Raw genomic sequence first — 13,590 nt, forward strand, 5'->3', positions numbered from 1 at the left:
ATGGAAATGAATACAATAATAGGCATTGTTATCGCCGTTGTGATTATGCTCGTTGGTTTAATGATGCTTTTAAGAAAACCGAAACCAGTCGAGCCGTCATTAGAAGCGGATTTATATATTAATCCTGAAAGTCAGCAGCCTGTCATCCCTCGTCATGTACGAGATCAAGTTTTGCCAGATGAAGTGGTCACCACAACTGAACGTGTTGAACCAAGTCTGAATACAGACGCGGTTGTAGCAGAGACCCCAGTAGAAAAAACGGTTGAGACTGCAAATACCGCAGAAAAAACAGAAGCTGTGGTTTCAACAGAAGAAGTGGCTAAAGAAGAAACTGTTGAAGCGGTTGTAGAAACTGAAACTGTTCAAAAAGATGAGACCGTGACTGCTGAAGCAGAAACAACAATCGTCTCTGAAAATGCAGAAGCTACAGAGAAAGCTGAGGAAAATAAAACCGAAGCAGAACTCAGCTTGAACCCGAATATCGAAACGGTCGCAATTGAAGAGTTTGATGGCGAAAGTAATATTTTGGATGTGCATTTACACGAACAACAACGCTACGACGATGAAAGTGCTTTAGCCACCGCAGAGCAGATCATTGCTTTGAATGTTTATCCGAATCCACGCCGTGCCTTATCTGGCGATAAAGCGCTCAAAGTTTTATTAAAATATGGCTTACGTTTCGGTGAAATGTCGTGCTTCCATCGTTATGAAAATACCGATGAACCAAGTGCCTTGATGTTCTCGGTATTGCGTATGACGGATAATGGCCCAGCTGGTTTTGATCTGGAAACCTTATCTGGTGAGCAGGTGCAAGGTCTTGCATTCTTCTTGGCATTACCAAATAGCAAGGCCGTTACGGGTTATGACATGATGACCAGTATTGCGGGTTTAATTGCGCGTGAAGTCGATGGTAAGGTCTATGATGAAAATAATCTGGAATTTACGCCGCAGTTAAAAGAACATTGGCGTCATCACGTGATTGATTATCGTCCAAATCAAGCAACAGCTTAATGAATCTTTTATAATAAATTCAGTGAAAAGTTATAGGGCGGTTTTTCCGCCCTTTTATATGGTGAAATTTAAATGGAACACAACTCAGTTATTGAGCAAATGCGTCAGTTAATTCAACTGATTGCAAAACATAATCATGCTTACTATGTGATGGATCAACCTTCCATTTCAGACAGTGAATATGACCATTTATTTCATCAGCTGAAAGCTTTAGAACAACAATATCCAGACTGTATTCAGGCGGATACCCCGACCAATAAAGTGGGTGGTCAAGCCTTATCAAAATTTGAAAGTGTCACTCATGCAGTGCCAATGTTGTCATTGGGCAATGTGTTTAATCAGGAAGACCTGTTTGCTTTTGCCCGTCGTATTGATGAACGTTTACCGAACCAGAAAGTGCAGTATGAAGTAGAGCTGAAACTGGATGGTTTAGCGATTTCACTGTGGTATGAAAATGGTGTGTTAGTTCGTGGTGTCACTCGTGGCGATGGCGAGACAGGCGAAGATATTACCCAGAATGTCAAAACTATTCGGAATCTGCCGAAAGTATTATCCAGTCAGCATCAGGCGATTCCACAGTTTCTAGAAGTACGTGGCGAAGTGTTGATGCCGAAGCAAGGCTTTGAAAAGCTCAATGCGGATCAGGAAGCCAAAGGCGATAAAACCTTTGCGAATCCACGTAATGCTGCGGCAGGTAGCTTAAGACAACTTGATCCGAATATTGCAGCCTCGCGTCCATTGGCGTTCTATGCCTATGGAATTGCGCAGTGTATACCGAATCATGGACTGGAGACTATGCACGATAGTCTGCATTGGTTGACCAAGTTTGGTTTTGAAATTGCAGAACGTCAGTTCCTGTGTGCTTCGATTGAAGAAGTACAACAACGCTATGAACAGATTCAACAAGAACGTCCAGATCTCAAGGTTGAAATTGATGGCATGGTGATTAAGGTGGACAGCCTTAAACAGCAGCAACAGCTCGGCTTCCTGAGTCGTGAACCGCGTTGGGCAACGGCCTATAAGTTCCCAGCGCAGGCGGCACTCACCAAAGTGGAAAATATTGACTGGCAAGTGGGGCGTACAGGCACACTAACGCCTGTTGCACGTTTAGCGCCAGTCTTTGTTGGTGGCGTGACGGTATCGAATGTGACCTTACATAACATTGGTGAAATTCACCGTTTAGATGTACGTGTTGGCGATACCGTAAGTGTTTACCGTACTGGCGATGTGATTCCAAAGGTCGAGAAGGTCTGGGCGGAGTTTCGTCCTGTGGATGCCGAGATGGTGCATCTTCCAGAAAATTGTCCAGTCTGTGATTCGCCTGTGGTCATGCCAGAAGGTGAAGCATTGGCACGTTGTTCAGGTGGTTTGTATTGTGCAGCACAGCGTATTGAGGCAATTCGTCACTTTGTTTCGCGTAAAGCTTTGGATATTGAAGGTCTAGGTGATCGTTGGGTGGAGTCACTTCTGCATCTCGACCTACTCAAAGATGTGGCTGATATTTATCATTTGCATGAACATCGTGCGACCTTATTGACCATCGAGAAAATGGGTGAGAAGTCGGTTCAGAACTTGATTGATGCGATTGAAGCAAGCAAGAAAACTACTTTGGCACGCTTTATTTATGCTTTGGGGATTCGTGGGGTGGGTGAGACCACCGCGCGTATGCTGGCGAATACGTTCCAGACGCTTGAGGCTCTGAAATCAGCGGATATTGAAGCACTCAAGAAAACACCTGATGTCGGTGATATTACTGCTGAATGGATTGCTGATTTCTTCCAAGCACCACATAACATTGAGGTACTCGATCGTTTAATGGCAGCAGGTATTCATTGGGATGCACCAACAGCACCAACACGCCAACCCTTGAATGGTGAGAGTTGGGTGGTGACTGGAACGCTGGAAACCATGGGACGTGATGAGGCGACACAAAAGCTTCAAGCTTTAGGTGCACGTGTCAGTGGTAGTGTGTCCAGTAAAACCAAATGTGTGGTTGCAGGTGAGAAAGCGGGTAGTAAGCTGGATAAAGCGCAGAAGTTAGATATTCGCGTGATGAATGAACAAGAGTTCTTGGAATTTTTGGCGCAATACGAGGCTTAATCTACCAAGAAAAGCCCATTCAATGAATGTGAGTTGAATGGGACTATTTAATTAAATCCTGAGACTGGGAAATAATTATCTTGACAGAGTCTTGCCGAGTTTACACTCAATTTCAGGATAAGCTTTCAGCTGGACTTACTTTGGTTTTGCCCAAAGTAAGCAAAACCTGAGGTGCGAATAGCAAAGATTTATCATCTTTGCCGTACCGCAAGGCGAAAGCTATGCTTGAGTATAGACTACGCCGGTTGTTGCTTTTCGCTTCACCAAAGCTTTAGTCGCTTTGGCTTGCTCAGGTTGTGGATGACGTCTCCGAGTACCAAGTTTTAATTAGCTTTGAATGAATATATTGTTTTGAATCAAATATATTTTTTTACAATGCCGTCATCCAGCAATTGTTGGAAATGTTCACAGACACTTTCGCGCACATCGCGATATTCAATCCCTAAATCTTTCACGCTACGTTGTGAATTAAAATAGATGGGATAACCCATATTCAATTTTACAAATTCACGTGAATGGCCGAGGATCGGTGCAACAAAAGAAAAGGCTGTTTTTGGCACAGTAAAGTGCGGGAATGGAAATTTATAGCCAAACTTCTGAGTAAGTGCCTTGCCCATATCCAATAAGCTTAATGTTCCACCACAAATAATATAGCGGCCATGTGCATTTGGATTTAATGCCGCAGCGACGTGTGCATCGGCAACATCACGAACATCGACAATCCCATTCCACATTGGTGGTACGCCGAACAAGGTGGTGCCATTACCGAACTGTTGTAATACTTCGATACTACCTGACTGACTCGCATCGGTCAGGGATGGCCCCATCACTAAAGCCGGGTTAATGCATACAAGATCCCAACGGTTTTGTTGCTCGGCCATTTCCCAAGCTTTGCGTTCTGCCATGACTTTTGAATAAGGATAGGGCTGGTGGGTCTCGCTACTGGTTGTGTTCCAGTGATTTTCATCAAACTCATTATTGGCAGTGTCTTGAATCTCAACTGCATCGCCATAGGTTGAGGCAATGCTTGAAGTGAGTACGACACGTTTAACTGATTCAGTGCGATTAACACTGTTCAAAACATTTTCTGTGCCTTTCACCGCAGGCTCAATGATGTCTTTAACGGCATCTTTATAATTGGTGACAACGAAAGGCGATGCGGTATGAATCACGATCTCGCAATCTTTCATCGCTTCATCAAATGAACCTGATTCAAGCAAATCTGCTTTGAAAAACTGGATTTGTCCCGCTGATTGCTCTGCCAGATCATACAAATGCTGGATCTTATTTTTCTTTGATGGGTCACGTACAGTTGCATGAACTGTATGACCTTGATTCAACAGACGTTCGATAATCCAGCCTGCAATATAACCCGTCGCGCCAGTGACCAAAATTGGTTTGCTTTTATCCATTGTGGTTTCCACATTATGTTTTTGTGATTGCTGTTATTTACCGAATTTCGCTTAAACAAACAACAGCTGAGCAGTCATTTTTTATGATTTTTTGATTAAAACATCGGCGAAATAAGAAGCATTGCTAATGGTTACAAAAAATCAAACAAATGATTTTCAATAGAATTATCTCTTTTTAATGTGACAAATGATATGCAAAGGCTTATTTTATTTACATAAATTCAGTCAATTCGAACTGTAAATGCGTATGTTTCTCATTTTAATTTTATAAAAATCATAAACTTACACATATTTGTTTTTGCAATTCTGTTCTAACTTGACCATAATATTGTCATTCGATAGGAGTAAGTATTATGCGTGGCAATCCAGAAGTCATCGACTATTTAAATATGCTCATTGGCGGTGAATTGGCTGCTCGTGATCAATATTTAATTCATTCAAGAATGTACGAAGATTGGGGGCTGAATAAGATCTATGAGCGTATCGACCATGAAATGCAGGAAGAAGCATCTCATGCTGACGCAATCATTCGTCGTGTTTTGTTCCTTGGTGCTCAACCGAATATGAATCGTGAAGATATCAATGTTGGTACAGATGTTGTGAGCTGCTTAAAGGCAGATTTAGCACTTGAATATCATGTACGTGAAAAACTTGCGACAGGTATCAAACTGTGTGAAGAGAAAGGCGACTTTATCAGCCGTGATATGTTACGCCAGCAGCTTTCTGACACAGAAGAAGATCATACGTATTGGTTAGAAAAGCAATTACGTTTAATTGAATTGATTGGTCTACAAAATTATATTCAATCACAAATCTAATAAATTGCTGCACATGCAGTAATTAAAAAGGGAGCTTTCAATAAAGTTCCCTTTTTAATTTGATCTGAAAAAATGCTGAAATGAAGGTTTAAAACTTTTTACTGTAGTTCACAAATAGGCGATCTTCACCAAAGTCATTGCCATGTTTTACATCATAATCAATACGGATGTATTGTAGCGAAACACCTTTAAGATAAGGTTGTTGGAATGCATAGTTGAGAATGAGATTGGACTCAGATTCATGATTTTTTTCACCATTGGCAGCTTTAAAATCATGTCCATAGACATATTTCACCATTGCATTTAGACCTGGCACATAATCTTTAAAATCATAGCCATACATCAGGTGATAAGACTTTTCATTCTTTTTAAAAAAGCCTGTCGCGTTCCAGTTGATAAAATAAGTTTCAGGCAAGAAACCATCAGGTAACGGATAAGCTGACTCACCAATAATTTGTTGATAACCCATACCAAAAGACTGATTATTCACTTTCAGCATTTCAAGCAAACCAATATTTTGAGCATCGATATCGAAGTTGTGACCATCATTCTTGGCATTAAAATATTTAAACTTAGAACTGAGACTAAAATTAGGCTGTTTCCACTGATGTTCTAATCCAACATAATGCTTGTTGTATAAGTCTTCTAAATTGCCAAAATAGTATTCTGCCTTCAATGATGGTGTGAGTTGATAACGCAGATCCAGATAATTTAGGCCATCCGAGTAAACGGTTTTGCCATTCGCGGTAAAGGAGAACTTTTTAAAATCTTCTTCGTTGCGTGGCGATACTTTTTCAACCCGACCGATTTCCGCATACAACTGATCAGAAATTTGCGATTTTAAATTTGTCCCCCAATAAGAGGTGAGTAACTGGCGACTGGCATCCACCGCAGTTACAGGTAAGTCTAGCCAGAGTTCGCCCACACTTAATAAGGTTTTGTCATAACCTAGTTTCAGGGTCGCGCCATATTTTAAATAGTCGGATGCCTGTGATTGTGTTTGAACATCAAAAGGCAGAACAGTATCAGCGACATGTTTATCTTTACTTAAGCGCACTGCATATTGCACCGAAGCATCTGCACCAATGGTGATCGGCTTATCTGCGATATGCAGCGGTGTTTCCTGCATTTTGGATTTATAAAATAAGGAGGCTGCTTGTGACCAACTGCCTGTATCTTTGAGATTAGGATTATCAAAGTCTCGATTGATATAGGCATTCTTCAGGGTAAATTTCCATTCATCTTGAGCAGTTTGAGTCGATTCTGCGGCAGCGAGTAGCGGGCTGTAAAAGCTCCCCATCACAAGCAGTGTAGAGATCGTTAAGCCATGTGGTTTAAAGCGTGGTAATAAAGTCATAATCCATATCCAACGTGGGTGCGCCAGTCCTCGGCGCACTTATTTTTATTGCTGAGTCAGTGAAGCTTGTGTATTAAAGTTCGGTGCAGATTGTGCTGCCACTGAGGCTTTTAAATTAACCATAAAGATGGCAAGTGCAGCGATAATGCCTGGGATGGCAATCGCGAGAAAGTTCATTTGGTGAGGCAGTTCAAAGGTGAGCAAGGCACCCGTTAAGACAGGGCCAATGATCGCGCCAATTCGTCCAATGCCTGAAGCCCAGCCCATACCTGTTGAGCGTAATGCCGTCGGGTAGAATTGAGCGACAAAGGTATACAGGAGAATTTGTGAGCCAATGGTTGCGGCACCAGCGATCGCAATCAAGCTATATAAAATAAATTGTGGACTATTAAAACCAAGCAGGATCAGGGCAGCCGCACCGATCACAAACATACTGGTAATCACAGGTTTTAAATGGAATTTATCTGCCAGTGCACCGCCGCCAATCGCACCCACCATGCCTCCAATATTCAGTGCGAATAGGAATAACATGCTGGCACCTAAAGAATAGCCTGCTTGTAACATCAATTTGGGTAACCAGCTTCCCAATGCATAGACCATCAATAAACACATAAAGAAGGCAATCCAGAACATGAAAGTACTAAAGCTACGACCTTGCTGGAATAGGGCACGGACAGGGGCTTCCGTGGTGGTGCTTTCATTCAGAACCAGTTGTGTATTGCTGGTTAATTCAGTTTCAGGTGCAATTTTAGTGACGATCATTTTGGCTTGATCGTGATGATTCGATTTCACTAAAAATGCCAGAGATTCAGGCAGGAACTTCCAGATCACAGGCAACAGTAACAGTGGAATGCCTGCAATTAAAAACATGATTTGCCAGCCCATATCTTTGACCAACCATGCACCCAGTAAGGCAGAGCTCATACCACCAATGGCATAGCCACTAAACATCAATGCAACTAAGGTACTACGAATTTTTTTAGGCGCATATTCAGTCATAAGAGCCACGACATTTGGCATCACACCACCAATACCTAAGCCTGCAATAAAACGTAAAATTGCAAATTCAACTGGATTACTGGCAAAAGCACCGAGGAAGGTAAATCCACTAAATAAGGTGACACAGATCATAATCGTTTTTTTACGGCCCAGTTTGTCTGAGAGCGTGCCAAAAATCATGGCGCCAAACATCATCCCGAATAAGGCTGCGCTGGCAAGCAAACCCGCTTGTACGGCAGTCAGTGACCATTGCTGCATCAGTAAGGGCAGTGCCACACCATAAATCACCAGATCGTATCCATCAAAAATAATAATGATTAAACACCAAATTAAGACTTTCCAATGAAAAGCCGCAAAACGGGCTTTATCAATAATGTCATTAATATTGACCTTGTTCGTGTCCATTGCTTCACCTCCGATTTGTGAAGTACAGGTTATTTTTTATTAAGCTATTTTGTTATTGGGTCGGAGTCAAAAACCTAATTGATATATCTTTATGTTATTAAAGTATTGTGGTTTTTATCGTTTAAGTATTTGAAAAATATTGGTTTTGGTTTTTGTTTTTATGCTGAGATATAAAATGGTGAATTGGTGTGAAATATTAAAATACGAGAATACTGGTCATTTTAAAGTGGTATTTTTAAATATTTTTGGATGAATAATCATTAATGAATAAATAATGTTTTTATTCAATGATCGGGTTATTTTATCAAGCGTTAAAATGTAAGGTGAAATTCGTTTTATCTTCGTATTAAGTATTTTTGAGTTTAGCTTTTTAAATGCAAAAATCCAGAAAACGTCTAAGCTGAGTTTTCTGGAAAAATAGAGCGTAAGAAGTGTAATTTAGTTGTTAAGTCGAAGCTGCATGCTTGGTTGGTGTGAGAATAAGATGAGCAATAACGCCAATACAGATCCCCCAAAACACCGAACTTAAGCCTAGAAAATGCATCCCAGAAGCAGTGGCGAGAAAGGTAATAAGTGCAGCATCACGGTGTTGAGGATTTTGCATCGCAGCCGTGATATTGGTTGCAATCGCTCCCAGCAAGGCCAAGCCTGCCAAAGCCGCAACCAGTTCTTTTGGCAATAAACTAAACAGCATGACAATACTGCCAGCAAACAGTCCGCCGAGAATATAAAAAATCCCATTGGCAATCCCAGCAATATAACGCTTTTCTTTTAGTTCATGTGCATCTTTACCCATGCATAAGGCCGCGGTAATCGAGGCGAGGACGATGGTAATACCGCCAACACAGGCAACCGCTAAAGAGGCAATACTGGTTGCACTGATAATGGGTTTGGCTGGCGTGTCATAACCACTCAGTTTCATGATCGCCATACCCGGTAAAAACTGACCTGTCAGGCTGACCATAATCAAGGGGAGTGCCAGATTTAAGGTGGAGTTCCATGACCATTCTGGACTGATCCATTGTGGAACTGCCAGATCAAAACTGACTTCAACAGGATTCATTTTTCCCAAAAATAAACTGAGTAAGATTCCGGCTGCCAATACCCAGATCATGGTATAGCGAGGCATCAGCCGTTTTGCAATCAGAAATACCATCAGCATGCTAAACACAATCAAAGGCATACTATCTGAAGCAGTAAACAGATTGATTCCAAACTGAAACAGAATACCTGCCATCATTCCCGCAGCAACATCTTGAGGAATCCATTTCAGTAGTTTGTCGAAACAGCCTGTAATGCCAATCAGAAAAATCACAATTGCAGAAGTGATATAGGCCGCGACCGCTTCATTCAGTGAAATATCAGGAAATAACGTGACCAATAATGCCGTCCCCGGTGCAGACCAAGCGGTAATGACGGGTGTTTTATATTTTATTGAGAGATAAATCCCTGCAACTGCCGCACCGATGGAAATGCCCCAAATCCATGACACCATCATGTCTGTAGAAACATTGGCGCGTTGCGCTGCCTGAAAGAAAATGATCAGTGGGCCAGAATAAGAAATTAGCACGGCAAGAAAGCCTGCAACCGTAGCTGAAATAGAACAATCTTGTTTTAATGTTTTGAGTAAAGTTGTCATTCGGTGATGGCCTCCTTGCACATCTGAAACGAAAAAGATCAGGACTAACCCTGATCTCCACCTCCCACTGGGATGACGCTGCCAGTGATATAAGATGCATCATCAGATGCAAGAAAAACAATGGCTTTGACCTGTTCCTCAATACTGCCATAACGTCCCATAAATGTACGGTCTATGGTTTGGTCGACGACCTGTTGCATCCAGTCTTTTTCATTCTGACTCAGTGGATTGCTATTGCGAGGCACTTTGCGAGGTGGTGCTTCAGTTCCACCTGTGGCAATCGCATTGACGCGAATTCCATCTTGGGCATGTTCAAAGGCCAGCGATGCTGTGAGTGCATTAACGCCACCTTTGGCTGCCGAGTAGGGAATACGGTTAATCCCGCGAGTCGCAATTGAGGAAACATTCACAATCACACCAGCTTGTTGTTTGATCATTTCGGGCAATATTGCTCGACAACACCAAAGCGTTGGAAACAGCGAGCGATTCACTTCCTTGATAATTTCCTCTTCCGAAAACTCCTGAAAAGGTTTCATCCAGATTGCGCCACCGACATTGTTGATCAATACATCGACTCGACCAAAATGTTCAATCGCTTTGGTAACAACCGCTTGTGCACCTGCAAAGCTTTCAAGATCGGCTTGAATGGTGATGGCATCAGCCCCCAATCCTTTTACTTCAGCCAATACCTCTTCGACATAATCAGAACGATCTGCCAGAATCAGTTGCGCACCTTCGGCAGCCAGTTGTAGTGCAACTCCACGGCCAATGCCTTGAGCACTGCCAGTCACAATCACCACTTTATGCTTAAATCTTTGTGCTTGAGACATAAGTTAATTCTCCAGTAATCATCAATTCGCAGAGAACTTTTCGAACAGAAAATTGGCAGGTTTGATTTGTTCCGCATCTAACCAGCCACGGACTGCTTCGACCATTGGCACAGGGCCGCATAGGTAAATATCGACATCGCCCTTGTTTAGCCATTCAGTCTCAATATGTCCTGTGACATAGCCTTTACGTTCATGTTGACTGTCAGGATGTGCAACGACAGTTCGATATTCAAACCAAGGGAATTTCGCTTGTAATTCAGCTAATTTTTCCAAAGCGACTAGATCAAAATCGTTGGTCACGCCAAACACTAAACGCACAGGTTGGTTAGAACCTTTTTCTTCCAGTACGTGTAACATCGACATAAAGGGAGCGATGCCCGTACCGCCTGCGAGCATCAGCACAGGGCGAGTGACATTACGCAGATAAAAGCTACCGAATGGTCCTGTAAAGGTCATCTTGTCGCCCGCTTGAGCGGTTTTACTCAAGAAATCACTCATTTTGCCATTTGGTACATTACGAACCACAAAGCCTGTTAAACGGTTACCTGGCTTGGAGCTAAATGAATATGAACGGGTTTCACCTGTTGCTGGAATACCAACATTGACATATTGTCCTGCAAGAAAATGAATATCGGGTTGACCTTCATCCAGTTGAATATCAAAGGTAATGGTGGAATCAGATAGATTTTCAACGCGAGCCAAAGTCCCTTGAAAACTTTGAATTTCAGTTTTACAGACATCAGAGGAGGCCTGAATCTGAAAGACGGCATCTGAGCTTGGGCGACATTGGCACGCTAGAATATAACCTTGTTCCGCTTCTTCAGGCGTCAAGGCATCTTCAATATACGTTTCTTCTGGCATATCGTAACTACCAGATTCGCAGAAGGCACGGCAGGTGCCACAAGCCCCGTCACGACAGTCCAAAGGAATATTAATTTTTTGGCGATAAGCCGCATCGGACAGGGTTTCACCTTGCGCGACACTAATAAAACGTGTCACACCATCTTCAAATTGAAGTGCTACATTGTGGTTTGACATGAGAGATCCTACAAAAATAATTTAAATTTGGGACCTCAGCCAACAGTCCGTTTGACTGAGGAGACCTATTCTTTTAGAGGTGATAGATATCAATCACTTGATTGATATAGTCATTTTTAAGCACCACATATTTGCTCAGGATTTTTGCTTCCTCACCCGAACAATCAATCACATAACGTGACATGCCAAAGTAGCTATAGGTAGTTTTATAGCGGAAGCTCAAGGTGTTCCAATTGAAGCGAACCGTGAGTTTATCTCCGTCTCGCGCTACGATTTCAACGTTGGAAATATTGTGGCAAGTACGGGTATCAGGCATGGTGGCAGAGGAGCGTTCAGTTTTGATACGGAATACTCGGTCTTCCAAACCCTGACGATCTGGGTAATAAATCAGTGAGATTTCTGACTGCGGATCTTCAGTGAGTTGATCATTGTCATCCCACGCTGGCATCCAGAAACTCGCTTCTGGCGCATAGCAATTGAGCCAGTCATCCCATTGTTCATCATCTAAAAAACGTGCTTCGCGGTAGAGAAACTGGGCAATATTTTCCAAGCTGGTTTTGTCTTGATTGCTCATGCGTTTTCTCCTTGAGCTGCGATTTCCTTTTCTGCGATAATGGCGTGTTTCATGGTCTGCAACCAATATTGATGTTGCGCTAGGTAGAGGCCTTCATCTTCGGTTTTGATCCCGCTCAACATCGGTTTAAGACCAATTTCATTGGCTGCATCATCTGGACCATAAATCCAGTGTTTTGAACCACGGCACATGTCATTCCATTCCAGCGCGATGCCTGCATAACCTGCTTGACAGGCACGGAACTCTTCCAAATCATCAGGGGTAGCCATGCCTGAGGCATTAAAGAAATCTTCATACTGGCGAATACGACGTGCGCGTGCTTCTGGGGCTTCACCTTTCGGTGCGATACAGTAAATCGTCACTTCAGTGCGATCGACTGAAATAGGACGTAACACACGAATTTGCGAACCGAATTGATCCATCAAATACACGTTTGGATAAAGACATAAGTTGCGCGAACGTTCGATCATCCATTTCGACATCGCTGCACCGTATTTCTCGGTATATTCGTCTGCCTTCGGAAAGTTCGGACGATCTTCAGGATTGGCCCATTGTGTCCAAAGCAGCATATGACCATTTTCAAAACCATAAGAACCACCGCCTTGCTTGCCCCAAGAGCCAGCACTCATGGCACGAATGTTATCGGCAGCTTGTGTCTCTTTGCGGTGTTGCGTGGTTGCGGCATAGTTCCAGTGCACTGCTGAAACGTGATAACCATCGGCACCATTTTCAGCCGTTAGTTTCCAGTTTCCTTCATAGGTATAAGAGGAGGTGCCGCGTAGCACTTCTAGGCCATGGTCAGATTGATCAACAATCATGTCGATAATTTTGCTGGTTTCACCTAAGAACTCTTCAAGCGAAGGTACATCTGGATTGAGGCTGCCAAACAAGAAGCCTTTGTAATTCTCAAAACGGGCAACTTTTTTCAGGTCATGCGAACCATCCTGATTAAAGCAATCTGAGTAGCCCGCTTCACTTGGATCTTTGACTTTGAGCAATTTACCCGAATTGTTAAAAGTCCAGCCGTGGAAAGGACAAGTATAGGTTGCCTTGTTACCGCGCTTATGACGACAGAGTTGTGCGCCGCGGTGTGAGCAGGCGTTAATCATGGCATTCAGTTCGCCATTACGATTGCGGGCAACAATGATCGGTTGACGACCAATATGGGTGGTGTAGAAATCGTTGTTATTAGGAATCTGGCTTTCGTGCGCAAGATAAACCCAATTACCTTCGAAGATGTATTTCATTTCAAGATCAAATAAGGCTTGATCGGTAAACACTGAGCGATGAAGTTTAAATTCACCTGTGTCGATATTGTCTACAAGTAGTTCATCAATACGGTCAAGGTGGCTGGTATTGATTACAGGAATACGTGGCATGTCCGTTCTCCGACTTTCCAAATCTGTG

Annotated in this window: 11 protein-coding genes; 3 read left to right on the forward strand and 8 right to left on the reverse strand. The window is 42.7% G+C overall.

The features are described from left to right. Both PJ15_RS11670 and ligA read left to right on the forward strand, forming a co-directional pair. Window positions 1–1,011, forward strand: a complete 1,011-nt coding sequence (locus tag PJ15_RS11670) for a cell division protein ZipA C-terminal FtsZ-binding domain-containing protein (protein ID WP_047430981.1) — start codon at window positions 1–3, stop codon at window positions 1,009–1,011. Between the two features lie 72 nt (window positions 1,012–1,083). Further along, window positions 1,084–3,111 (forward strand): NAD-dependent DNA ligase LigA, encoded by a 2,028-nt coding sequence (gene ligA / locus PJ15_RS11675; protein WP_047430984.1) that lies wholly within the window; start codon window positions 1,084–1,086, stop codon window positions 3,109–3,111. Window positions 3,112–3,467: 356 nt separating this feature from the next. On the opposite strand, the gene PJ15_RS11680 is transcribed toward ligA, so the two are convergent. Continuing rightward, window positions 3,468–4,523: an SDR family oxidoreductase gene (locus PJ15_RS11680; RefSeq protein ID WP_047430987.1), complete on the reverse strand. Its 1,056-nt coding sequence runs from the start codon at window positions 4,521–4,523 to the stop codon at window positions 3,468–3,470. A 353-nt stretch (window positions 4,524–4,876) separates the two neighbouring features. On the opposite strand from PJ15_RS11680, the gene ftn reads away from it, so the two are divergent. Then, complete coding sequence (gene ftn, locus PJ15_RS11685) at window positions 4,877–5,341, forward strand: heteropolymeric bacterioferritin subunit Ftn (RefSeq protein WP_047430990.1); 465 nt, start codon at window positions 4,877–4,879, stop codon at window positions 5,339–5,341. 88 nt (window positions 5,342–5,429) lie between these two features. Here ftn and PJ15_RS11690 read toward each other — a convergent pair whose 3' ends face one another. The 7 genes from PJ15_RS11690 to benA form a co-directional block, all read right to left on the reverse strand. After that, entirely contained in the window at window positions 5,430–6,698 is a 1,269-nt protein-coding gene (locus tag PJ15_RS11690) for an OprD family outer membrane porin (protein WP_047430993.1), read from the reverse strand. A 45-nt stretch (window positions 6,699–6,743) separates the two neighbouring features. Beyond that, window positions 6,744–8,102: an aromatic acid/H+ symport family MFS transporter gene (locus PJ15_RS11695; protein WP_047430996.1), complete on the reverse strand. Its 1,359-nt coding sequence runs from the start codon at window positions 8,100–8,102 to the stop codon at window positions 6,744–6,746. A 445-nt stretch (window positions 8,103–8,547) separates the two neighbouring features. Beyond that, entirely contained in the window at window positions 8,548–9,741 is a 1,194-nt protein-coding gene (gene benE, locus PJ15_RS11700) for a benzoate/H(+) symporter BenE (protein WP_047430999.1), read from the reverse strand. Between the two features lie 44 nt (window positions 9,742–9,785). Continuing rightward, window positions 9,786–10,571: a benzoate diol dehydrogenase BenD gene (benD, locus tag PJ15_RS11705; protein WP_047431001.1), complete on the reverse strand. Its 786-nt coding sequence runs from the start codon at window positions 10,569–10,571 to the stop codon at window positions 9,786–9,788. Window positions 10,572–10,592: 21 nt separating this feature from the next. After that, a complete protein-coding gene (gene benC, locus PJ15_RS11710; protein WP_047431003.1) occupies window positions 10,593–11,609 on the reverse strand; it encodes a benzoate 1,2-dioxygenase electron transfer component BenC in 1,017 nt (338 codons plus the stop codon). 73 nt (window positions 11,610–11,682) lie between these two features. Continuing rightward, a complete protein-coding gene (gene benB / locus PJ15_RS11715; protein WP_047431004.1) occupies window positions 11,683–12,183 on the reverse strand; it encodes a benzoate 1,2-dioxygenase small subunit in 501 nt (166 codons plus the stop codon). Further along, window positions 12,180–13,562, reverse strand: coding sequence for a benzoate 1,2-dioxygenase large subunit (gene benA, locus PJ15_RS11720; protein WP_047431006.1), 1,383 nt, complete (start codon window positions 13,560–13,562; stop codon window positions 12,180–12,182). The genes benB and benA overlap by 4 nt, the downstream gene beginning before the upstream one ends. Between the last annotated feature and the right edge of the window lie 28 nt (window positions 13,563–13,590).

The sequence above is a fragment of the Acinetobacter sp. neg1 genome (assembly GCF_000788125.1).
Taxonomy (GTDB): domain Bacteria; phylum Pseudomonadota; class Gammaproteobacteria; order Pseudomonadales; family Moraxellaceae; genus Acinetobacter; species Acinetobacter vivianii.

Bases quoted from the DNA above. Each gene is read 5' to 3' on its own strand.
- ligA (WP_047430984.1), top strand. From the start codon at position 1,084: ATGGAACACAACTCAGTTATTGAGCAAATGCGTCAGTTAATTCAACTG.
- PJ15_RS11680 (WP_047430987.1), bottom strand. From the start codon at position 4,523: ATGGATAAAAGCAAACCAATTTTGGTCACTGGCGCGACGGGTTATATT.
- PJ15_RS11690 (WP_047430993.1), bottom strand. From the start codon at position 6,698: ATGACTTTATTACCACGCTTTAAACCACATGGCTTAACGATCTCTACA.
- ftn (WP_047430990.1), top strand. From the start codon at position 4,877: ATGCGTGGCAATCCAGAAGTCATCGACTATTTAAATATGCTCATTGGC.
- benD (WP_047431001.1), bottom strand. From the start codon at position 10,571: ATGTCTCAAGCACAAAGATTTAAGCATAAAGTGGTGATTGTGACTGGC.
- benB (WP_047431004.1), bottom strand. From the start codon at position 12,183: ATGAGCAATCAAGACAAAACCAGCTTGGAAAATATTGCCCAGTTTCTC.
- benA (WP_047431006.1), bottom strand. From the start codon at position 13,562: ATGCCACGTATTCCTGTAATCAATACCAGCCACCTTGACCGTATTGAT.
- benE (WP_047430999.1), bottom strand. From the start codon at position 9,741: ATGACAACTTTACTCAAAACATTAAAACAAGATTGTTCTATTTCAGCT.
- PJ15_RS11695 (WP_047430996.1), bottom strand. From the start codon at position 8,102: ATGGACACGAACAAGGTCAATATTAATGACATTATTGATAAAGCCCGT.
- benC (WP_047431003.1), bottom strand. From the start codon at position 11,609: ATGTCAAACCACAATGTAGCACTTCAATTTGAAGATGGTGTGACACGT.
- PJ15_RS11670 (WP_047430981.1), top strand. From the start codon at position 1: ATGGAAATGAATACAATAATAGGCATTGTTATCGCCGTTGTGATTATG.